The 22,644-nt window shown below is 59.8% G+C and carries 20 protein-coding genes; 6 read left to right on the plus strand and 14 right to left on the minus strand.

The window, feature by feature from the left end; genetic code table 11:
• Nucleotides 1–54: 54 nt before the first annotated feature.
• The 6 genes from MHJ63_RS07820 to MHJ63_RS07845 form a co-directional block, all read right to left on the minus strand.
• On the minus strand, nt 55–1,656 hold the full coding sequence (locus MHJ63_RS07820; protein WP_070508136.1) for an ABC-F family ATP-binding cassette domain-containing protein: 1,602 nt from the start codon (nt 1,654–1,656) through the stop codon (nt 55–57).
• 203 nt (nt 1,657–1,859) lie between these two features.
• Nucleotides 1,860–2,189 (minus strand): metal-sulfur cluster assembly factor, encoded by a 330-nt coding sequence (locus MHJ63_RS07825; RefSeq protein ID WP_035755651.1) that lies wholly within the window; start codon nt 2,187–2,189, stop codon nt 1,860–1,862.
• Nucleotides 2,190–2,195: 6 nt separating this feature from the next.
• Nucleotides 2,196–2,951 (minus strand): Fe-S cluster assembly ATPase SufC, encoded by a 756-nt coding sequence (gene sufC / locus MHJ63_RS07830; protein WP_070508115.1) that lies wholly within the window; start codon nt 2,949–2,951, stop codon nt 2,196–2,198.
• A gap of 32 nt (nt 2,952–2,983) precedes the next feature.
• Nucleotides 2,984–4,279: a Fe-S cluster assembly protein SufD gene (gene sufD / locus MHJ63_RS07835; protein ID WP_239446899.1), complete on the minus strand. Its 1,296-nt coding sequence runs from the start codon at nt 4,277–4,279 to the stop codon at nt 2,984–2,986.
• 1 nt (nt 4,280) lies between these two features.
• Complete coding sequence (gene sufB / locus MHJ63_RS07840; RefSeq protein WP_035755647.1) at nt 4,281–5,741, minus strand: Fe-S cluster assembly protein SufB; 1,461 nt, start codon at nt 5,739–5,741, stop codon at nt 4,281–4,283.
• Between the two features lie 350 nt (nt 5,742–6,091).
• Nucleotides 6,092–6,958 carry a helix-turn-helix transcriptional regulator gene (locus tag MHJ63_RS07845; RefSeq protein ID WP_239446907.1) on the minus strand — a complete coding sequence of 289 codons (867 nt, stop codon included), beginning with the start codon at nt 6,956–6,958 and terminating at the stop codon, nt 6,092–6,094.
• A gap of 77 nt (nt 6,959–7,035) precedes the next feature.
• Here MHJ63_RS07845 and MHJ63_RS07850 point away from each other — a divergent pair, with 77 nt between their 5' ends.
• The 3 genes from MHJ63_RS07850 to MHJ63_RS07860 all read left to right on the plus strand — a co-directional run bounded on the left by MHJ63_RS07850 (nt 7,036) and on the right by MHJ63_RS07860 (nt 9,850).
• Nucleotides 7,036–8,043, plus strand: a complete 1,008-nt coding sequence (locus tag MHJ63_RS07850; protein ID WP_239446909.1) for an ABC transporter ATP-binding protein — start codon at nt 7,036–7,038, stop codon at nt 8,041–8,043.
• Between the two features lies 1 nt (nt 8,044).
• Nucleotides 8,045–8,800 carry an ABC transporter permease gene (locus MHJ63_RS07855; protein ID WP_239446911.1) on the plus strand — a complete coding sequence of 252 codons (756 nt, stop codon included), beginning with the start codon at nt 8,045–8,047 and terminating at the stop codon, nt 8,798–8,800.
• An 87-nt stretch (nt 8,801–8,887) separates the two neighbouring features.
• Complete coding sequence (locus MHJ63_RS07860) at nt 8,888–9,850, plus strand: COX15/CtaA family protein (RefSeq protein WP_035755642.1); 963 nt, start codon at nt 8,888–8,890, stop codon at nt 9,848–9,850.
• A 107-nt stretch (nt 9,851–9,957) separates the two neighbouring features.
• Here MHJ63_RS07860 and MHJ63_RS07865 read toward each other — a convergent pair whose 3' ends face one another.
• The gene (locus MHJ63_RS07865; protein ID WP_035755640.1) at nt 9,958–10,944 is read right to left on the minus strand and encodes a heme o synthase; all 987 of its coding nucleotides are present in this window, start codon (nt 10,942–10,944) and stop codon (nt 9,958–9,960) included.
• A gap of 216 nt (nt 10,945–11,160) precedes the next feature.
• Here MHJ63_RS07865 and tkt point away from each other — a divergent pair, with 216 nt between their 5' ends.
• From tkt to MHJ63_RS07880, 3 genes are all read left to right on the plus strand, one after another.
• Complete coding sequence (tkt, locus tag MHJ63_RS07870; protein WP_070508112.1) at nt 11,161–13,263, plus strand: transketolase; 2,103 nt, start codon at nt 11,161–11,163, stop codon at nt 13,261–13,263.
• Between the two features lie 127 nt (nt 13,264–13,390).
• Entirely contained in the window at nt 13,391–14,506 is a 1,116-nt protein-coding gene (tal, locus tag MHJ63_RS07875) for a transaldolase (RefSeq protein ID WP_070508135.1), read from the plus strand.
• A gap of 8 nt (nt 14,507–14,514) precedes the next feature.
• Nucleotides 14,515–16,146 carry a hypothetical protein gene (locus tag MHJ63_RS07880; RefSeq protein WP_070508134.1) on the plus strand — a complete coding sequence of 544 codons (1,632 nt, stop codon included), beginning with the start codon at nt 14,515–14,517 and terminating at the stop codon, nt 16,144–16,146.
• 142 nt (nt 16,147–16,288) lie between these two features.
• On the opposite strand, the gene secG is transcribed toward MHJ63_RS07880, so the two are convergent.
• From secG to rapZ, 7 genes are all read right to left on the minus strand, one after another.
• A complete protein-coding gene (secG, locus tag MHJ63_RS07885; protein ID WP_141739900.1) occupies nt 16,289–16,540 on the minus strand; it encodes a preprotein translocase subunit SecG in 252 nt (83 codons plus the stop codon).
• Between the two features lie 74 nt (nt 16,541–16,614).
• Nucleotides 16,615–17,424 carry a triose-phosphate isomerase gene (gene tpiA / locus MHJ63_RS07890; RefSeq protein WP_070490637.1) on the minus strand — a complete coding sequence of 270 codons (810 nt, stop codon included), beginning with the start codon at nt 17,422–17,424 and terminating at the stop codon, nt 16,615–16,617.
• Complete coding sequence (locus MHJ63_RS07895; protein ID WP_239446913.1) at nt 17,425–18,663, minus strand: phosphoglycerate kinase; 1,239 nt, start codon at nt 18,661–18,663, stop codon at nt 17,425–17,427.
• A gap of 104 nt (nt 18,664–18,767) precedes the next feature.
• Nucleotides 18,768–19,397 carry a superoxide dismutase gene (locus MHJ63_RS07900; protein ID WP_070508133.1) on the minus strand — a complete coding sequence of 210 codons (630 nt, stop codon included), beginning with the start codon at nt 19,395–19,397 and terminating at the stop codon, nt 18,768–18,770.
• Between the two features lie 251 nt (nt 19,398–19,648).
• A complete protein-coding gene (whiA, locus tag MHJ63_RS07905) occupies nt 19,649–20,629 on the minus strand; it encodes a DNA-binding protein WhiA (protein WP_070508132.1) in 981 nt (326 codons plus the stop codon).
• A gap of 65 nt (nt 20,630–20,694) precedes the next feature.
• Complete coding sequence (locus MHJ63_RS07910; RefSeq protein WP_035755630.1) at nt 20,695–21,735, minus strand: gluconeogenesis factor YvcK family protein; 1,041 nt, start codon at nt 21,733–21,735, stop codon at nt 20,695–20,697.
• 2 nt (nt 21,736–21,737) lie between these two features.
• Entirely contained in the window at nt 21,738–22,631 is an 894-nt protein-coding gene (rapZ, locus tag MHJ63_RS07915) for an RNase adapter RapZ (protein ID WP_035755628.1), read from the minus strand.
• Nucleotides 22,632–22,644 lie beyond the last annotated feature (13 nt).

Consider the following 22,644-nt stretch of genomic DNA (forward strand, 5'->3'; position numbering starts at 1 on the left):
CCGTTGAAAAGCTCAGCGTCCGTTCAAGAGCAAACGCATCCAGTTGCGTCTTCTCTATGCTAAGGAAACGAGCTCGAGGTATTCGTCGTTGAACAAGTCCTCGGTGCCATCTGGCAAGAGCAGGACCCGTTCAGGGTTGAGCGCGGCTACCGCTCCCTCATCGTGGGACACCAAGATCACCGCGCCCTCATAGGTTGCCAACGCACCAAGGATCTGTTCACGAGAGGCCGGGTCAAGGTTGTTAGTGGGCTCGTCCAGGAGCAACACGTTCGCATGCGAAGCCACGATCATCGCCAAAGCTAGGCGGGTTTTCTCGCCACCTGAGAGCACACGTGCGGGTTTGTCCACGTCATCACCAGAGAACAAGAACGAACCCAAGATCGAACGCACTTGGGCATCCCCTAAATGGCTCGGTGCGGTGCGGCGCATATTCTCCAACACGGTTTTCTCACCATCGATCGTGTCGTGTTCCTGAGCGAAATAACCGATCTTGCATCCATGCCCGTAAACGACCTGCCCAGAGTTCGGTTCATCAACCCCGGCAAGCAGGCGCAACAGCGTGGTTTTACCGGCACCGTTGAGACCCAACACGACCACACGGGAACCACGGTCGACCGCAAGATCCAGGCCAGTGAAGATCTCGAGTGAACCGTAGGAGCGGCTCAAACCTTCCGCAGAGATAGGCACTTTCCCGCACGGGGCCGGGTCCGGGAAGCGAAGCGCCGCAACCTTATCCGCTTGCCGTTCAGGCTCGATGCCCCGCAACATGCGTTCCGCGCGTTTGATCATGGACTGCGCCGCCACAGCCTTGGTAGCCTTAGCACGCATCTTATCTGCCTGAGCCAACAACGCCGATGCCTTCTTTTGGACGTTGGCGGCTTCACGGCGGCGGGCCCGCTCATCGGTTTCCCGCTGCTCCAGGTACTTCTTCCACCCGAGGTTATATTGGTCGATCGTGGCACGGTTGGCGTCCAGGTGGAACACCTTGTTCACAACCGCCTCCAGCAAGTCCGTATCGTGGGAAATGATCACGAACCCGCCCTCATAGGCCTGCAGGAACTCCCGCAGCCAGATGATCGAGTCTGCATCCAAATGGTTGGTCGGCTCATCCAATAGCAGCGTGTCGGCTTGCGAATACAGGATGCGGGCAAGCTCAACACGGCGGCGTTGACCACCCGAGAGCGTACCGATCGGTTGAGCCAAGACCCGCTCAGGTAAGTCGAGGTTATTGCAGATGGTTGCCGCTTCTGATTCAGCCGCATAACCTCCCGCGGCTAAAAACTGGGCCTCCAAGCGGTCATAGCGGCGCATCGCCTTCTGCGCAATAGCCGGGTCATCACTGGCCATCTGTGCTTGCGATTCACGCAACTTGGTTATGACGTTATCGAGGCCACGGGCCGATAAGATGCGGTCGCGAGCCAGCTGTTGCATATCCGGAAGATGGGTGTCCTGCGGAAGATAGCCGATCTCTCCGCGGCGTTCGATGCTGCCGTCGGCCGGGAGCCCCTGGCCAGCCAACACTTTCGTTAACGTTGTTTTTCCGGCGCCGTTACGCCCCACCAAGCCGATCTTGTCTCCGCGGTCAACCCTGAACGAGACCTCGTCCATGAGCAGGCGCGCACCCACGCGCAGCTCCACATTGTCCACGGAAATCAAGACAACCCCCAATACGGCTGAAAACGAACTTTCCTAGTCTACCCAGGGGTTGGCGCGAAAACGCTGTGCCTTTCACCGCGCGGGCACCTTCACGCGTGACTTCCTGGTCGCTAATAGTTAAAGCTGTGCGGGGTTGAGCACCGTATAGATACTCAACCCCGCACAGTTCTAGCCCAAGCGTGAGCTTCTAGATAACGCTCTGCTTAGATGTTGAATCCGAGCGCGCGCATCTGGTCGCGGCCGTCTTCGGTGATCCGTTCAGGACCCCACGGCGGCATCCACACCCAGTTGACGCGGTATTCATCAACCATGGTGCCAATAGCCGAGTCGATCTGATCTTCAATCACATCGGAGAGCGGGCACGCCGCCGTGGTGAGCGTCATGTCGATCACGAGCGCACCCTCGTCGTCATATGCCATGCCGTAGAGCAACCCGAGGTCAACCACATTGACGCCAAGCTCCGGGTCAATCACCTCATGCAACGCCTCGGTGACATCCTCGATGGGTGCCAGATCTTTTGCGTTCTCAGCCATGAGGGATCACGCCTTAGCGAGGTACTTGTCGTACCCCTCTTCTTCAAGCTTGGTAGCGAGCTCTGGGCCGCCCTGATCAACCATGTGGCCGTCAACGAACACGTGCACAAAGTCAGGCTTGATGTAGTTCAGGATGCGGGTGTAGTGCGTGATCAGCATGACACCCATGTTGTTGCTTTCCTGGACACGGTTCACACCTTCGGAAACGATGCGCAGAGCATCGACGTCCAAGCCGGAGTCGGTCTCGTCAAGTACCGCATACTTTGGCTTGAACAGTTCCATCTGGATGATTTCAGCTCGCTTCTTCTCGCCACCTGAGAAGCCTTCGTTGATGTTGCGGTTAGCGAACTCTGGATCCATCTTGAGCGCTTCGAAAGCACCCTTGACGTCCTTAGCCCACGTGCGCAGCTTCGGTGCCTCGCCATCGAGTGCAGTCTTGGCGGTACGCAGGAAGTTCGTCATGGTAACGCCCGGCACCTCGACTGGGTACTGCATCGCGAGGAACAATCCGGCTTTAGCGCGCTCGTCAACTTCCATCTCCAAGACGTCCTCACCGTCGAGGGTGATGGAGCCGCCGGTCACGATGTAAGACGGGTGGCCTGCGATGGTTGCAGCGAGCGTGGACTTACCGGAGCCGTTAGGGCCCATGATCGCGTGGGTCTCACCTGGCTTGATGGTCAGGTTGACTCCTTTGAGGATTTCCTTGAATCCCTGATCGGTCTCGATGCCGACCTTCAGGTCTTTGATTTCAAGAGTGTTCATGAAAAGTCGATTCTCCTTGTGAGAAGTGAAGGTCAGTTATCGTTGACGGCCAGCTCGGCCTCGATGGTCGTGTTGAGGGAATCCTCAATCTCTGGAACATCGATCTTCTGGATGATTTCGTTCAGGAAGCCACGGACCACCAAGCGGCGCGCCGTTTTCTCGTCGATACCGCGGGCCATGAGGTAGAACAGGTGCTCGTCATCGAAGCGACCCGTGGTTGCCGCGTGGCCTGCACCTTCGATGACGCCGGTCTCGATTTCGAGGTTCGGCACCGAGTCGGCGCGTGCGCCTTCGGACAGCACGAGGTTACGGTTGGCTTCGTAGGTTGTGGTGCCTTCACCGGCAACCGGGATGAGGACGTCGCCAACCCACACCGAGTGCGCACCGTCGCCCTGCAACGCACCCTTATAGAGGGCATCGGACGTGCAGTTGGCGGATGCATGGTTGATGAACAGGCGGTGTTCTTGGTGCTGGCCCGCGTCGGTGAAGTACAACCCGTAGACGTAGGCTTCGCCTCGTTCACCCGCGAAACGTACCGATGGCGTCAGGCGGACGAGGTCTCCACCGAAGGTCACCACCACGTGCTTGAGTTTGGCCTCAGCGCCGAGGCGTGCCTGCATGTTCGCAGCATGCACGGCGTCGTCTTCCCAGTTCTGTAGCGAAACGATGGTCAGCTCAGCGCCGTCCTTGACGTCGTATTCGATGTGCTGGGTCAGAACCGCCGAACCTACGTGGTCGAACACGACGGTTGCCTTGGAGCCGGGCTCGGCTACAACCGTGATGTGCTGGCCTGCCGGGTCCTGATGCTCACCACGTAGCGTGAGCTTGGTGACGAGCCCGTCGGTTTCAGCGGGAACTGTCACGAGATCCACGTGTTTGGCGGCTGCGTAGGCGTTCGCCGAGAGCCGGTCTTCTGGCTCCATGAAGGAAACGGCCGCGTGATCCTGGGCGACCTGTTCGATGCGGACCTCGCCGGTACCGGTGAGGACCTCTTGGTTCAGGCTCGGTGCAGTACCTGTCAGATCATCCTTGTGGAGGCCTTTCAGGCGGCGCAGTGGGGTGAAGCGGAAATCCTCTTCACGGCCGGTGAGCTGCGGGAAGTCTTCAACGTTGAAGCTCGTGGCGCGGCCGGCACGCGAAGAATCGTTAGCGCCACCCCAGCCCTCGGCTGCCCCGCCGTGGGAGTGGCTCTTCACGGCAGCCCCTGCGATGGGGCTACCGCCGTGAGCCTGATCAGCGTTCATCGGGGATAGGTCTTCGCCTTCCTCCGTGAAGCCCGCGATCAGTGGTGCGCCCTGTGGACGCTGTGTGGAAGTCGTCTCAGACATATCAGCCAACAGATCCTTCCATCTGAAGTTCAATTAGACGGTTGAGTTCAAGCGCGTACTCCATCGGGAGCTCGCGGGAGATCGGCTCGACGAAGCCGCGAACGATGAGCGCCATCGCTTCGTCTTCAGGAATACCGCGGGCCATGAGGTAGAACAGTTGGTCTTCGGAAACCTTCGAAACTGTGGCTTCGTGGCCCATCTGTACGTCGTCCTCACGGATGTCGATGTACGGGTAGGTGTCCGAACGCGAGATCGTATCGACCAAGAGCGCATCACATTCGGTGTTGTTCTTGACACCGTGGGCACCTTCACGCACCTGCACGAGGCCGCGGTAACCGGAGCGGCCGCCGTTACGGGCGATCGACTTCGCGACGATCGAGGACGAGGTGTTTGGTGCGATGTGCACCATCTTCGAGCCGGTGTCCTGGTGCTGGCCGGCACCAGCGAACGCGATCGAAAGGGTCTCGCCGCGGGCGTGTTCACCAGTGAGGTAGACAGCCGGGTACTTCATGGTGACTTTGGAACCGATGTTGCCATCGACCCATTCCATGACCGCGCCTTCTTCGCATACTGCGCGCTTGGTGACGAGGTTGTACACGTTGTTCGACCAGTTCTGGACGGTCGTGTAGCGAACGCGGGCACCCTTCTTCGCGATGATCTCAACCACAGCGGAGTGCAGGGAGTCCGACTTATAGATCGGGGCCGTGCAGCCTTCAATGTAGTGAACGTAGGAATCCTCGTCAGCGATGATGAGGGTGCGTTCAAACTGGCCCATGTTCTCCGTGTTGATGCGGAAGTAGGCCTGCAGCGGGATCTCGACGTGTACACCCTTCGGGACGTAGACGAAGGAACCGCCGGACCACACTGCGGTGTTGAGTGCCGCGAACTTGTTATCGCCAGCTGGGATCACGGTGCCGAAGTACTCTTCGAAGAACTCCGGGTGCTCTTTCAAAGCGGTGTCAGTGTCAAGGAAGATGACACCTTGTTCTTCAAGGTCCTCGCGGATCTGGTGGTAGACAACCTCGGATTCGTACTGGGCGGCAACACCAGCTACGAGGCGGTTGCGTTCTGCCTCTGGGATGCCAAGCTTTTCGTACGTGTTGCGGATATCTTCTGGAAGGTCTTCCCAGGTTTGGGCCTGGCCTTCGGAAGCACGGACGAAGTACTTGATGTTGTCGAAGTCGATGCCGGAGAGGTCTGGGCCCCAGGTTGGCATTGGCTTGCGTTCAAAGTACTTCAGTGCGCGCAGACGCCTGTTGAGCATCCATTCGGGTTCGTCCTTCTTAGCCGAGATGGAGCGCACGCGGTCTTCGTCGAGGCCACGCTCTGCGTCCTGTCCGGCGGCGTCGGAGTCAACCCAACCGTATTCGTAGTTACCAATACCCTCGAGTTCCGGGTTCGCCTCGAGGATTTCGGCGATTACACCTGGATCCTTTGCGCTAGGCGCCTGTTGATCCGTCATCGCGTCCTCTTCTCTGCTGGCACTCGCCAGCGTCGGGTCACTGATGTTTGTTCCAATGAGATGTTTTCCTCTGACGCCGATATCGGTGTTCGGCGTCTGCGCCCAGATACGCTGTCAACGTTGAGCGCGCGAGTTGCCATTGCGGTACAACGGTGGCGGTGTGGGATTTATTCCGTCCCGCCGCCCAAAAAACTGAATTACCGAACTTAACTGTTGCGTTATTCGGCATCTGCGTCAACTAAGCCACGCCTCAGTTCATTCATGGGATATACCTACCGCGATCCGCTGTGCTGGCGACCACTATGCTCGCGATTCGCTGTGGTCACGATCCGTCATGCGCTGTCCAAGGCCTACTTATCAGCCGATGGGCGCCGCGGCCCAGCCACGCGGGTAACTTTCTCCCGCGGAACGGGCGTACCCCTACCGGCAGAGCCGCGCTCAACAGGCACGTGGGTGGTGCAGACGTGCCCGCCGGCCGCCATCGTCGACAACCGCCGCACATCGACACCCAAGACCCGCTGGAACATTTCTGTTTCCGCATCACAAATCGCGGGCACCGCCGCTGCGATATCCACCACCGGGCAGTGAGCCTGGCAGATCTGTTTAGCCCGCATCGGGGTCCTGCCGGCAGGGATCGAGACGTCCCGTGTGAATCCCATGTAGCCGTCGGCGGCGAGCGCGCGGGCTAGTGCCTCGATGCGCTCGGGCCCTTTTTCGGTGCCTTCAAGCATCGCGGTGTAGCGGGCTTCTTGTTCGAGTGCGAGTTCGCGTGCGAACTCTTCTACTGCGCGTTCCCCGCCAAGTGCGTACAGACGGGAGATGGCTTTGATCGCTACGTCAGCGTTTCGGGAGCCCCACTGGGATTGGCCTTGTGGGTTGACCACGTAGTGGCGTGCGGGGCGTCCGGCTCGGGATGGCTTGTGCCCCATCTCTTTGACTTCGATGAGGCCTTCTTCTTCGAGTTTGTCGAGGTGGCGGCGGATCGCGGCTGCGGTGTGGCCTAGTTCTTTGCCGAGTTTGGCCGCGGTGATGGGGCCGTTCATCATGACGCTATGCAACACGCGGTCGCGCGTGGATTCTTCCGGGGCAAGGTGCGGCTCGCGTTCAGCGGCCCCATCCCGCGTATCGCGATCAACAGCATCGTTGCTCGTCTGGGCAGAGTTGCTAGCTTGGGCAGAGTTGCTGGACTGAGCAGAGTTGCTGGTCTGGGCAGACATGAACGTTTGCCACCTTTCCTCGTTGAGGGTTAACGCAACTGTCCACCATCGTAACTACTCGATCCGGGATCGCGCGCGTGGCTCGATACGATGGCACCGTGGCCCAACATCATTTACCCCAGGTTTCCGTGCCCGAAACGCAGGCTGCGGATGTTGCCCTCGAGGTTTCGGGGCTTGCGAAAGCTTTCGGTTCGAAAACCCGCCCTATCAAGGCAGTTCAAGGCGTGTCCTTCACCGCGGCGCGTGGGCAGGTGACGACTCTGCTCGGAACGAACGGTGCAGGTAAATCCACAACCCTCGCGTGCTGCCAGGGCTTGCAAAAGCCTGACGCCGGAAAAATTTCTTTGCTGGGCCAGACCCCTTGGGGTGCGTCTGCCACATTGCGCTCCCGTGTAGGCGTCATGTTGCAAGACGGTGGACTACCACCAGCACAGACCCCACTACGTCTGCTCAAACACGTTGCGGGCCTGTTCCAGAATCCCCGCCCGCTGCCTGAGCTCATGGAGCAGCTCAACATCGCGCACCTCGCGCGCCGCTCCATCCGGCGCCTCTCAGGTGGCGAGAAACAGCGGGTTTCCCTCGCGATGGCGATGCTGGGGCGGCCCGAAGTTCTCTTCCTCGATGAGCCAAGTGCTGGGCTTGACCCACAGTCACGACTGCTTGTCTTCGACATCATCAAAGAACTCACAAGCGATGGCGCGGCGGTTGTTCTCACAACCCACCTGCTCGAAGAGGCCGAACGGCTCTCCGATTACATCCTCATCATGGACCGCGGACGCGTCGTGAAGCAGTCGAGTGTGTCTGACCTCTTAGACGCCGACTCAACGGCAAGCCTCAGTCTCACTCTCCCCGAGGCCGTTGACCTCGCACGCATCCTTGACCAAACCGGCGTGCACCTCACCGCAACCAACACAAGACCAGGCGCATGGACTATCGAGGATGTGACGGCTCCCCAGCAGCTGCGCGAACTAGCATCTGCGCTCGAGAAGGCAGACCTCATGCCCACCAGTATGCACCTGGGACGCCGTAGCCTCGAGGACGTTTTCCTTGAGGTCGCATCGCAATCCACCGAAGGCGAGGCCTGACATGACTACGACTGCAAGCCTTCCGGCTCCCGCGCTCACCCGGATCCTGCGCCATGCCGGCTACGAAACCCGGATCATCGTGACCAATGCGGAGCAACTCCTGGTCTCCCTCATCCTGCCGTTGCTCGCACTCGGGGCTCTGACCACCACATCGGTACTCGACGGCATCGCGGACACCCGCATCAACGCTGCAACCCCGGGCGTGCTCGCACTCGCACTCGTGAGCGTGGGCTTCACTGGCCAAGCGATCCAAACCGGCTTCGACCGACAGTACGGCGTGTTGCGTGCGCTGGCCACAACTCCCCTCGGCAAGTCAGGGCTCATCCTCGGCAAGATCACGGCCGTCGCCATAGTCGCGTTACTCCACGTGGCCGTGCTCAGCACCGTCGCGGTGTTCCTCGGATGGCAACCAAAACCCACGTTCGGATGGGCCGTTCTCATCGGGGTTCTTGGCGTCATCACATTCACTGCTCTGGGCCTACTGATCGCTGGAACCGTGCGAGCACAAGCAACGCTCGCCATCACCAACATCGGCCTCGTTCTGATCGCTGCGATCGGCGGCGTGCTCATGCCCCTGACCCGCCTGCACGATGCGCTCGCAGGTTTCGTACAGCTCTTGCCTTCCGCAGCGCTCGGCGAAGGAATGCGCGACGCGCTTGCACACGGCCACATCAACATCCAAGCCACGATCGTGCTCGCCGGGTGGGCCCTGATCCTCGTCGCGGCCGCAATACGCAACTTTAGGTGGGAGAATTGACGGTGCGGCATTGCGCTTCTTGATGATGAGCCTGCCCCATTCGAGCCCACAACCGAACCTCACACCGAGCCCCAGAAAGGAACCGTCATGACAGCGACCACCTCGTCGCCAACCCAGCCAACTGGCGCACAAGCCAGCGGCTACCAGCCGGTGACGAAAACCGCTCACGGTCTAGCAATCGCTTCCCTGATCTCACAGATCGGGATCATCGTGACCGGTGGTGCCGTCCGGTTGACCAAATCCGGCCTCGGTTGTTCCGAATGGCCCAAGTGCACGCCTGAAACCATGACCCCTACCCCGGAAATGGGTATCCACGGTCTCATCGAATTCGGCAACCGCACCCTGACCTTCGTGCTTGCGGCGATCGCAGTCACGATGATCGTTGCCGCGTGGCGTTCCCGCAAGGCTCACAAGAACATCTTCGTGCTGTCCTGGGCGCTTCTAGGCATCATCCCGGCACAGGCTGTGATCGGCGGCATGACGGTTCTCACCAAGCTCAACCCCTGGGTCGTCTCACTGCACTTCCTTGCATCCGCCGCGTGCGTGGCTCTCGCGGTTCTGCTCGTCAACCGCACCGGCCGCGCCTACCGCAACCCAGGCGTCGAAAGCTCTGTAGCCCTCAAGGAAAACGTGCCGTTCACTCCGCAGCCAGTGTTTGGCCCGCTGCGTGTGATCGCGGCGACTGCATGGGCTCTGGCCGCTTGGATCATCGTGATGGGAACTACCGTGACCGGCACCGGCCCGCACGCAGGTGACGAAAGCGCGCCACGACACACGTTCAACGCCCTCATCGTGACTCGGATGCACACCATCCCCGTCTACGCGATGACGTTGCTGATCATCGTTGGCCTTGTCATTGTGATGCGCCGCAACATCGCGAGCCTCAAGAACGCCTACCTCATGGCGATCGGCGTGATCCTCATCCAGGCAGGCATCGGCTATTGGCAGCACTTCTCAGGCCTTCCGATCGGCCTGGTTCTGGCACATATGCTCGGCTCGGCACTACTGCTCTCCGCGGTGACCAACGTGTGGGACCGTACCGTCAACTAGCCAGCACCAGACGCACGGCAACACCAGCCACGCGAAACCCAACCAAACGAGAGAGCCGCGCTTCACTCAGCGAGTGAAGCGCGGCTCTGTCTGTAAGTAAATATGCTCTAGCCCAGAAGCGGCGATCCGACGAACGGGTCGATCGCCAGGCCAATGAACAGAAGCGTGAGGTACATGATCGAGAGGTGGAACACGCGCATAGCCTTCCGGTTGAGGCTCTTCGCGCTGTGATCCTGTGCCGCTTCACGGTGCAGAATATGGGATTCCCAAATGAACCATCCACCCGAGGCCAGCGCAACCACTGTGTACACGATGCCGGCGTCCCCCATCGGGATCAGCAACAGCGAGCACGCGACCGTAGCCCACGCGTACACAACAACCTGAGCGGACACCGTGCGACCTTGGGCAACAGCACCCAGCATCGGAACGTCGGCGCGTTCGTAGTCCTCCGAATACTTCATGGACAGCGGCCAGTAGTGCGGCGGGGTCCACAAGAAGATGATGAGGAACAAGACGATGGCAGGCCACTCGATCGTGTTCTTCACAGCAGCCCACGCGATCAGAACAGGCATGCAGCCTGCGATGCCGCCCCACACGATGTTTTGGGTGGTCTTGCGCTTAAGGATCAGTGTGTAGAGGACCACATAGAAGAGGATCGCAGCAAGACCCAACGCGGCAGTCAGAAGGTTGGTTCCAGCCCACAACACCGCGATCGAGGCAACACCTAGAATCCACCCGAACACGAGTGCGGCGTTCGGCGTGATTTCCCCGGTCACCAGCGGCCTGTTCTTGGTCCGGTTCATGACCTTGTCCATGTCCCGGTCAAAATAGCAGTTGAACACGCCAGCGCTACCGGCAGCCATCGCCCCACCGATGTTGGTTGCCAGCATCGCAACCAGGTCCGGCCAGCCGCGTTGAGCGAAGATCATGGTCGGCAACGTGGTCACAAGCAACAGCTCGATCACGCGCGGCTTGGTCAGAGCCAAGTACGCTTTAGCCTTGCGCGAGAGGAAGACGCCATGTGTCTCGCCGGGCTGGCGCTGATGGCGCGGCACGGCGGGAGTAGACGTTTCCTGATGGCTCAAGGTGGACATTGACTGTTACCTCATGACGTTGGGTCGCGCCAAACCGCGGGGCGCAGTGATGCGGGGCACAGGAAGAGACGATTCCTGCATTCTTCCACCTATTCTACCGTCCTATGCGCTCGCTTCCCTGACATCTGCGGGTAGGCTTAGATACAGCCTCGATACGTCACTGATCTTCAGCGTTAAGTGACCGTTCTGTTAGCGAGTAGTTCGAAAGGACCATTAATGCCTTCGGCGAGCCAGACCTTCACCTGGACACAAGAAGATGCCGCCGCGGTAGATACCGCACGAGTTTTGGCCGCTGATGCGGTTGAGAAGGTGGGCAATGGTCACCCAGGCACCGCCATCTCGCTCGCACCCGTAGCTCACCTGCTGTTCCAGAAGCATATTCGCCACAACCCTCAGGACCCTCAGTGGGCGGGCCGCGACCGTTTCATCCTCTCCCCTGGTCATACTTCGCTGACTCTCTATACACAGCTGTTCATGACCGGCTACGGTCTGAGCCTTGATGATATGAAAGCTCTTCGCACCTGGGATGCGTTGACCCCGGGCCACCCAGAGTACGGTCACACTGCAGGCGTTGAGTTCACCACGGGCCCGCTGGGTCAGGGCTTGGCTTCAGCTGTTGGTTTCGCTTACGCTCAGCGCCGCATGCGTCGTCTATTTGATAAAGATGCCCCTGCTGGTGAGTCGCCGTTTGACCACCGTATCTATGTGATCGCATCCGATGGCGATCTGCAGGAAGGCGTTACATCCGAGGCGTCTTCGCTGGCTGGTCACCAGCAGCTGGGTCAGCTCGTGGTCATTTGGGATGACAACGAGATCTCCATCGAGGACGACACGAATGTAGCGTTCACTGAAGACGTCGAAGCCCGCTACCGCGCTTACGGCTGGCACACCCAGCGCGTCGACTGGTTGCGCACTGGCGACTACGTCGAGGACATGGAGGCACTGAACGAGGCGATCGAGGCCGCTAAGGCAGAAACCGACCGGCCTTCGCTGATCGCTTTGCGCACCGTAATCGGTTGGCCTTCACCCACCAAGCAGAACACCGGCGGTATCCACGGCGCCAAGCTCGGCGGCGACGAGGTCGCTGGTTTGAAGAAAGCGGTGGGTTTTGACCCTGAGCGCAGCTTTGTTGTTGACGATGCAGTGCTTACCTACACGCGCAAGGCTCAAGAACGCGGTGAACAGTTGCGTAAGGAATGGGACGCCGCGATGGATGCGTGGCGCGCGCGCTCCGAGGGTGACACTGTAGCGCTGTATGACCGCCTTGAGAAGGGCGAGCTGCCTGAGGGCTGGACTGAAGCCCTGCCTCACTTTGAGGCCGGTGAGACGATCGCTACCCGTGCCGCCTCCGGCAAGGTCATCAACGCACTGGCCCCTGTGCTTCCCGAGCTGTGGGGCGGCTCAGCGGACCTTGCAGGTTCGAACAACACGTTCATCAACGGCGCTAAGTCTTTCAACCCGTCCACGTGGGCTACCGGCATGTATGAGGCGTGCCCGGGCGGGCGCAACCTGCACTTCGGTATCCGTGAGCACGCTGCCGGTGCGATCGTCAACGGCATCGTGACCTCCTCCCCGACCAGGGCCTACTCAGGCACGTTCCTGATCTTCTCCGACTACATGCGCCCTGCAGTGCGTTTGTCCGCGCTGATGGGTATCCCCTCGATCTACGTGTGGACGCACGATTCGATCGGTTTGGGTGAGGACGGCCCGACCCACCAGCCGGTCGAGCAGCTCGCTTCCTTGCGCGCGATCCCGAACCTTGATGTGATCCGCCCAGCGGACGCCAACGAGGTCTCAGTCGCGTGGAAGAAGATGCTTGAGACCACCGATCACCCGACCGCGATCGTCTTGACCCGTCAAGGTGTAGAGACCCTGCCGCGTGAGGAAGACGGTTTCGCCGCAGCCGAGAATGCTGAACGCGGCGCATACATCCTGCGTGAAGCGACCCGCGACGGCGAGGACGTCACCCCGGATGTCATCCTGATCGGTACAGGCTCCGAGGTTGGCCTCGCCGTGGAGGCACAGAAGACGCTGGTCGAACGCGGGATCGCCGCCCGCGTGGTTTCGATGCCGTGCATCGAATGGTTCCGCACCCAGGATGCCGAGTACCGCGAAAAGGTCCTGCCATCTGAGGTCACTGCGCGTGTAGCGGTGGAAGCGGCTCACCCGATGAGCTGGTACGAATGGGTTGGTAGCAACGGCCGCATCGTTGGCTTGGATCACTTCGGCGCCTCCGCGGACGGTGACACGCTGTACCGTAAGTTCGGTATCACTTCTGAGGCTGTTGTCGAGGCTGCAGAAGCCCTCGCTGCCCGCTAACGATGGAATAACGTGTGTGCGCTCGCCCCGCGAGCCGCAAGCACGCCCGAGAGGCACGCGTGTGTGCCGGGCGCTCACCGCTGTTTTTACACTTGAACTGTTCTTGATTCAGGAGTTGTCCCCGTTCATGTCTAACGTTCATACGCAGGCCCTTTCCGATGCCGGTGTTTCCATTTGGCTTGATGATTTGTCTCGTCACCGCATCACGAGCGGCTCGCTGGAATCTTTGATGCGTGAGGTGAACGTCACCGGTGTGACCACTAATCCTGCGATTTTCGCCTCCGCGCTTGCTGATTCGGAAAGCTATGCCGCTGACATCGCTGAGCAGGCCGCTCAGAACGCTTCAGTCGACGATGCGGTGGTTGCGATCACTTCGAAGGACGTCGCGCAGGCCGCTGACTTGTTGCGGCCTATCTATGATGCGACGGACGGCGTGGATGGTCGTGTCTCGATCGAGGTGGATCCACGCCACGCTTTCGATACGCAGGCAACGATCGATCAGGCAGTAGCGTTGTGGGAGTCCCTGAACCGTCCCAACGTCATGATCAAGATCCCGGCAACGGATGAGGGTCTGCCTGCCATCACCGAGTGCCTTGCCCGCGGTATCAGCGTCAACGTGACCTTGATTTTTGGTCTGCAGCGTTATCGCGAGGTTCTCTCCGCTTTCTTGCGTGGCCTTGAGAAGGCCCGGGATACCGGGCTGGACCTGGCCAGCATCCATTCCGTTGCGTCTTTCTTCATTTCCCGTCTGGATACCGAGGTGGATGCGCGCCTGGATGCGATCGGTTCCCCTGAGGCTCTTGCGCTGCGAGGTAAAGCGGGGCTGGCTAACGCGCGTTTGGCCTACGAGATTTTCCGTGAAGTATCGCTGACCCAGCGGTGGAAGACACTCGCGGCTCAAGGTGCGCATCCGCAGCGTCCCCTGTGGGCTTCGACCGGGGTCAAGAACCCCGACTACGCAGACACGCTCTACGTGGATGAGCTCGTTGCCGCTCAGACTGTCACGACGTTGCCTGAGGCCACACTCAAGGCGGTAGCTGATCACGGCGGTGACGGTAAGGACACAGTGAGCGGAACCTACCGTGAGCAAGACGTGATCCTCGATGAGCTCAGTGAACTCGGAATCGACTACAACGAGGTCATCGCAAAGCTGGAGACCGAAGGCGTCCAGAAGTTTGTTGCAGCATGGAAGGACCTGCTGACGCGGCTCGAGGCTGAACTTCAGGCTGCATCGGAACGCTAGAGATGACGATGCTTTCGACAACCGCCCACCTCGAAACCGAGGAGGCGGTCAACGCTTTAGTGCCTCAGCTGGTCAAGGACCGTGTGGCTTCCCGCCTTGCGGCTAAGGACTCTTCCCTGTGGGGCAAGAAAGCCGCACTCGAGGCTGTGCATCGGCTTGGCTGGGCGAACCCTTTTCCTGCGTCTGGCCCGCTCATTGACCCCATCATCGAGTTGCGGGATGAGCTGAAAGAACGCGGCATCAAACGGATCATCCTGGCGGGCACGGGTGGTTCCACGCTGGCTTCAGAGGTTGTGTCTCGCGCAGCAGGTGTGGAGCTCAGCGTGATCGATTCAACCGATCCTGGGATGCTCGCCGCAACACTGACACACCTTGATTCGACGCTGATGATCGTGGCCTCTAAATCCGGAAGCACCCTTGAGATGGACGTTGCTTTCCGGGTTTTCAGCGAGGCCGTCCAGCGGGCTGGTTTGAGGCTCACTGAGCACGTTCTGGTCATTACTGACCCTGACTCCCCGCTTGAGCAACTAGCGCATCAGCACAGGCTCACGATGTTCACCGCAGACCCAACGGTTGGTGGTCGTTTCTCTGCTCTGGCTGCTTTCGGGCTCGTGCCAACCGGTCTCGCCGGCGTCGATGTTGAGCGCCTACTCGATGAGGCGATGGCGGCGCAAGCCGAATGCATCCGGGATCATCGCGAGAACCCCGCACTCATCTTGGGCGCGGCTTTAGCGGGCCAGCATCCACAGCGAAATAAGCTTGTGATCCATGATGACACCACCCACCTGCCAGGATTCAGTGCGTGGATCGAACAGCTCGTAGCCGAATCCACTGGCAAACAGGGTTTGGGGCTTGTGCCCACCGTACAGTTGGCCTCATCAGCCGAGGATGCGCTACTAGATGAGGCAGAGGATGTTCTGCACGTCTACTTGCAAGGCACCAACGATGGCGCCCACACGCCCGCGGGCCCAGGCATCACCGTCGCGGGTTCGATCGCTGCACAATTCATGGTGTGGGAGTACGCGGTCGCGGTGGCGTGCCGTCTGATCGGCGTCAACCCATTCGACCAGCCGGATGTCGAGACCTCCAAAGTGGCAGCTCGCAGCCTCCTAGCGGGCGAACCCGGCAACGCTCAGACTCCCCCGAACATCGCTGACGGTCCGGTCCGTATCGCCGCATACGGCGATTGGGCGAACAACGCGAACATCACCGACCTTTCCTCGGCTATCGAGGAACTCGGTGCCGCCTCCACATCGCGTAGCTATGTTGCGGTCAACGTGTTCGCTGACCGCAACAAGCACCGTGAGATCGCCGCTACCTTGCAGACGGCCCTCTTAGAGATCTTCAAACGTCCAACCGCATTCGGTTGGGGGCCCCGTTTCCTGCACTCGACCGGACAAGCCCACAAGGGCGGTCCAGCGGAAGGTATCTTCATACACATCCTCGCCGGAACCGTCAACGACATCGACATCCCTGGCCTGGACCATACCGGCGGTGAACAGCTTGCAGCACAAGCCACCGGAGACGCACGCGTGCTCGCCGGGCGCGGACGTCCCGTCCTCATGATCAAAGCCGACGACCCAGCGGTAGGATTGCCGTACATCGTGGACAAGCTCACCGAGATACTCAAGCGCTCCTGAACACTGAATCACATCTAGAAGCCCAAGCGAGCCTCAGTACCCAAGCAACCTCGATATCCAAGCGAGCCTGCCGCGGCGGGCTTAAACACGTTGGAGGCGGACCGAAATGGTCCGCCTCCAACGTCTATGTTGCTCAGGCTGTCTAGGCCTCGACGTTCAGCCGCATCAGAAGAGCAAGCAGAACGATGCACACAGCCCACACGATCGAGATCGTAACGGTGATCTTGTTCAGCGTTCGCTCAGCACTACCGGAAGACTGCATCGATGAGGCCATACCGCCGCCGAACAGATCCGAGATGCCGCCGCCACGGCCCTTATGGAACAGCACCGTCATAATCAGCAGGATGCTGGTAATAAGTACAAGGATCTGCAGGGTGACCTGCGAGGCGTTGATCAAACCCGACATGATCTCCTCGAGCTTCTAAATACGTCAAAACTGATTCAAAGTGTTCGCTTCGCACTCCGCGTCTATGCGTAGTGCTGTTCGAACCTAGCAATATTAGCAAATTCCACGGCATCGAGGCTTGCGCCTCCCACAAGAACACCGTCAACATCGGCTTCTTGCATGATCTCCGCGACGTTAGTTGCTTTCACTGACCCACCGTACAGGATACGTACGCCGTTAGCGGCATCCTCGCCGTGGATCTGGTTGACACACTCCCGGATAGCGTGAGCCATCTCCTGGGCGTCTTCCGGTCCAGCGACCTCGCCGGTCCCGATCGCCCACACCGGCTCATAAGCGAGCACGAGCTTCGAGACCGTGTGCACATCCAGCGAGCTGATCACGGCTTTGACCTGTTCAAGCGTGTGCTCAACGTGTTGCTGCGCTTGGCGTACCTCAAGCGGTTCACCTACGCACACCACAGGCGTGATCTCGTGGCGCAGCGCCGCGGCTGTCTTAGCGGAAACTACCTCATCGGTTTCCTGATGCAGTGTGCGGCGTTCCGAGTGGCCCACGAGCGTATAGGTGCACCCCAGGGAGTCCAGGAACTGCCCGGAAATCTCGCCCGTGTACGCCCCCTCGTCATGCTCGGAGATGTCTTGAGCGCCATAGACCACCGGGAGATCGTCCCCCGCAACCAGCGTCTGAACGCTACGCAGGTCAGTAAACGGCGGGAAGACCGCTACCTCGACTCGATCAAAGTTATGGTTCGCGTCCTGCAACGTCCACACCGTTTTTTGAAGCAACGTGATGCCCTGGCGATGATCCATGTTCATCTTCCAGTTGCCGGCAATCAGTGGACGGCGAGCGAATTCACCGTTGGTGATGTGTGCCATCTAGTTGCTCTCCTCCAGAACAGTCAGCCCTGGAAGTTCCTTACCTTCAAGGTATTCAAGGGATGCGCCACCACCGGTTGAGATGTGCCCGAAATCAGCATCGTGATGGCCCAGGCTACGAACCGCAGCAGCCGAGTCGCCGCCACCCACGACCGTGAACGCCTCAGAGCGCTCCAGCGCGCTCGCTACAGCGCGCGTACCCGCAGCGAATGCCGGGAACTCGAACACGCCCATCGGGCCGTTCCAAAACACCGTGGCTGCGGTGACAATCTTCTCTCCGAAGGTTCCAGCGGAAACCTGGCCAATATCCAAGCCCATGCCGGCCTGCCCGATGCTGCCGCCAGTCAGGTCTTCAACCGAGCGGGTTTCGTGGGCGGCATCAGCAGCGAAGGAATCAGCCATCACGATGTCGCTTGGAAGGATGATCTCGGCGTGCCCTTCGGTTCCGGAACGGTCAAGGTAACCCTTGACCGTCTCAAGCTGATCCTCTTCAACCAGCGAGCTACCGATCTCATAGCCTTTAGCCTTCAAGAACGTGAAGACCATTCCGCCGCCCACCAGAATCTGGTCAGCAACGGTGAGCAAACGCTCGATCACAGCGAGCTTGTCAGAGACCTTCGCCCCACCCAGAACTACAACGAAGTGGCGCTGAGGCTCAACCGTCAAACGCTTCAAGACCTCAAGTTCATCACGAACCAGGTCCCCCTGGTACGCCGGCAGAAGGCGTGCGATATCGAAAACCGAGGCATGCTTACGGTGCACCGCACCGAACGCATCGTCCACATACGCGCCGTCCTCGCCGGCAAGTGCGGCGTAGCGCTTCGCGAGTTCCTCACGCTCGGCGTCATCCTTGGACGTCTCGCCAGCTTCAAAGCGAACGTTCTCGATCACCAGAACCTCACCATCGGCAAGCTCCTGAGCCAAGGACTGCGCGGACTCCCCTACAACGTCTTCAGCGACCGTGACGTTCAAGCCGCTCAGCTCAGCGAGCTTTTCAGCTGCCGGGCGGATCGAAAGCGCCGGATCAGGCTCCCCTTTCGGCCGACCCAGGTGTGCCATCACAATCACCCGGGCACCAGCGTTGCTCAGACGCGAAATCACCGGAATCGAGGCCTTAACGCGGCCAGCATCGGTGACGTTGCGGTCATCGTCGAGTGGAACGTTCAAATCGGAGCGTACAAGAACCGTACGGCCCTTGACGCCTTTGGACATCAAATCCTCAAGAGTAAAGGCAGGCATACATCTAAGCCTACGGGATAACGCCCGCGTTAACGATGTTCGCCGCTCTCATCCGCGACGAAGCGGACGAGAGCGGCGAGACACTCACGCTCTAGTTGCGTTGATTAGGCGCCTGGCAGAACCAGCTTCGATGCGCCTTCCTTAGCTGCTGCGTAGCGCTCGGAGACGTTGTCCCAGTTGACGATGTTCCAGAACGCATCAACGTAGTCAGCCTTGACGTTGAGGTAGTCGAGGTAGAAAGCGTGCTCCCACATATCCAGCATCAGTAGTGGCTGGGTTGCTACTGGGACATCACCCTGCTGGTCATGCAACTGCTCGATCAGCAACTTGCCGCCGATGCCTTCATAGGACAAAAGAGCCCAACCGGAGCCCTGGATGCCCAGTGCTGCGGCGTTGATGTGCTTCTTGAAGTTCTCGAAAGAACCGAAGTGCTCGTTGATGGCCTCAGCAAGTTCACCGGTTGGCTCGCCGCCACCCTCTGGGGAGAGGTTCTTCCAGAAGATCGAGTGGTTGGTGTGACCACCGAGGTTGAACGCGAGGTCCTTGGTGAGCTTGTTGACGTTGGACAGATCACCCTTATCGCGTGCTTCTGCCAGCTGTTCGAGGGCGGTGTTGGCGCCCTTGACGTAGGTTGCGTGGTGCTTGGAGTGGTGCAGCTCCATGATCTTGCCGGAAATGTGCGGCTCAAGTGCACCGTAGTCGTAGTCCAGGTCCGGAAGCGTGTACTGAGTCAAGTTAACCTCCATGGGTTCAACCAGCAGGAATCTCCATGCCGGTCATACAGATGTACTCTTGCAACGCCTCTACTCCCCTGACGTCTGGGCAGTGCGAGTAGGGGTAGCGCAAACTGTTGGGAGCCATCCCTGAGGACGCCCTCATCCGGGTGTAACCAACACAACCCCGCTCTTATTCCCGGGCCGCGCTTTATCTTGCGCGTTGCGGTGTCATCCTGTTCCGCACGCCGGGATGGACGGCCCCACCTGGGTTAGTCGTCGAGGATATCCGCAGGAACTGCGGTTGTGGTGTTCGGGATCCCGCGTTCATCAGCAACGCGATCGGCCATCATCAGCAGGCGGCGAATACGGCCAGCGATCGCGTCCTTCGTCAGCGGCGGGTCCGCTAGCCGGCCAAGCTCATCGAGGCTTGCTTCCTTGTGCTCGATGCGCAAGGAACCGGCATCCCGGAGGTGTTCCGGTACCTCATCACCGAGGATCTCCAGGGCGCGCTGAACGCGTGCACCAGCAGCGACCGCGGCTTGCGCGGAGCGGCGTAGGTTCGCGTCATCAAAGTTCGCTAGACGGTTCGCGTTGGCACGCACTTCTTTACGTGCCCGGCGCTCCTCCCAGACCTTGACTGCTTCCACGACACCCATTTTTTGAAGCATGAGACCGATCGCTTCACCGTCACGCAAGACAACGCGATCTTGCCCGCGGACCTCGCGCGCTTTAGCGGTGATGCCCAGGCGGCGTGCGGCCCCCACGAGCGCTAACGCGACTTCGGGTCCGGGGCACACGATCTCTAACGCGGAGGAGCGGCCAGGTTCGGTCAGTGAGCCCGACGCGAGGAACGCTCCGCGCCACACGGCCGCCGCATCAGCGACCGAACCGTTGACGATCGAAGGAGGCAAGCCACGCACCGGGCGGCCCATGCCGTCAACCAAACCTGTCTGCCGAGCCAGCGATGCTCCATCGCCCAGAACCTGCATCTCAACACGCTCAGAGTTGCGTAGCCCGCCACCGCTGACGAGCCGCATGGCGCATCGAACGTTGAAAACCTCACCTAGGGTCTTCTGGATACGGCGCGCAATCGCCTCGCCACTTACCTCTGCCTGAACCGCGATCCGCCCGGCAACCAGATGCAAACCACCAGCCAAACGGAGCATGGTAGCTACCTCGGCACGGCGCTGGGACGTCACCGTAACGTCCACGGCAACCAGCTCGTCTCTGACTGCATTCGTCAATGCCATGAAAGCTGACATCCCCTTCGGATTACACAGACCATACAAAAATAGGTCTTACAAAAACCATAAGTCTAACCGGAGACACCCCCGGACTCGAAGTGCGAAAAAACATCCTTATATGCGGCCGCGAGCCGCAATGGATCATGCACAGACTCTTTAGCCTTCGATTCGACACGGTCGAAGAACACCTTAGTGCCCATGTTCTCTGCGACCTGGCAGAAATACGCTTCATCATCGAGGGTCGATGGATCAGCGAGCACCGCATCGATGTGCAGCTCAGGAGCGTAGCGGCGCAGAATCTTGAGGTGATCAGCAGACCTCAGCCCGGAGGCCTCAAACGTTGAAGACGACAAGTTCATCGTCACAAGCGTGCGGGCTTGCGATTCAGCGAGCGCCCGCCGGCTGTCATTGAGCAACAGGTGCGGCATAACCGACGTGTACCACGAGCCTGGCCCCAGCACATTCCAGTCCGCTTCGCTGATGGCTTCCACAGCCTGCGGGGTCGCGCTCGCATCTTCAGGAAGCAAGCAGATATCGGTCACGGAACCACGGTGCGCCGCTTTCGCCAACGCAACCTGGCCCTCATACACCTCAGCTATCGGCTGACCATCTTGTTCCCTCACAACGGTGCCTTTGATGCGCAACGGATCGGTCGACATCGGCAGGACCCTGCCGCGGGCACCAAGCAACTGGCCAGCCCAGTTCAGGCCTTCGACCGCATCCCCCAGCATCTCCCACAAGGTCACGATGAGGAAGTTACCCAGAACGTGACCTTCCATACTGCGAGGAGAATCTGGAAGCGTTGTGAACCTGTGCTGCATGACCCGGGCCCAGGTGCGGCCCCATTCGCTGTCATCGCACAGCGCCGAAAGCGCCATCCGCAGGTCCCCTGGCGGCAGCACACCGAACTCGTCACGGATCCGGCCTGAAGAACCTCCGTCATCGGCAACCGTCACGATGGCCGTCAGGTCAGCATCAAGCAAACGCAAAGCCTTCAGCGAGGCATGCAGTCCATGCCCGCCGCCGAGTGCGGTGATCTTCCACCGCGAGCGACGCTGGCTAGGACGCAAACGCGGAGCGACCAGCGGGATCGCATGTGTCGGTATATCCATGCCTATTCCCTCCCCAAGTCCCGGTGTGAAAGAACAACCTTCAGATCAGGGTTCTGATCAAGACGGCGAGCGACCTCGGTTGCAATCGCCACCGAACGGTGTTTACCACCAGTGCACCCGATAGCGATCGTCGCATAATGCTTCCGTTCACGGCGGTAGCCATCGAACACCGATTCGAGCGCACCCACGTAGTGCTCGATGAACGTTGTTGTGCCCTCCGCTTGCAACACATACTGCGAAACGTCATGATCCTGACCGGTGAGTGGACGCAGTTCAGGAACCCAGTGCGGATTAGGAACAAAACGGACATCAGCCATGAAGTTAGCGTCCATCGGGACACCGTATTTGAAGCCGAAGCTGATCACGTTGAGCGTCAGAACCACGGGGCCTTGCTCATTGAACAGGTCGTGGATGGAGCGGCTGAGATCATGCACGTTCATCGTTGTGGTGTCAAGCGTGAAATCGGCCCGCTCACGCAGGCCCGCCGTTAGGGCGCGCTCGGCCGCGATCCCGTCAACGATGCGCCCGCTACCTTGCAACGGGTGCGGGCGGCGGCCCTGTTCAAAGCGGCGCACGAGTGTTGCATCGTCACAATCGATAAACAGGAGCTGATACTCCACGCCGTCAGTGTCCATCTGCGCGAGCGTGCTACTCAGATCATCCAGAACCTGCTGGGACCGGACGTTTACACCTACCGCGATCTTGAACTCTTGGCTACGCGATCGCGACAAGACATCTACGAGGGTCTGTAACATCTGTGGCGGAAGATTATCCACCACGTACCAGCCCATGTCCTCTAAAGCATGGCCTGCCGTAGTGCGGCCTGCCCCAGACATGCTGGTCATGACAACGATCGTATTCTTCTGCGGTACCTCAGCCGGCTGCTCAATCTGCATAACCCAAGGCTAC

This window comes from Pseudoglutamicibacter albus (assembly GCF_022346425.1).
Taxonomy (GTDB): Bacteria; Actinomycetota; Actinomycetes; order Actinomycetales; family Micrococcaceae; genus Pseudoglutamicibacter; species Pseudoglutamicibacter albus.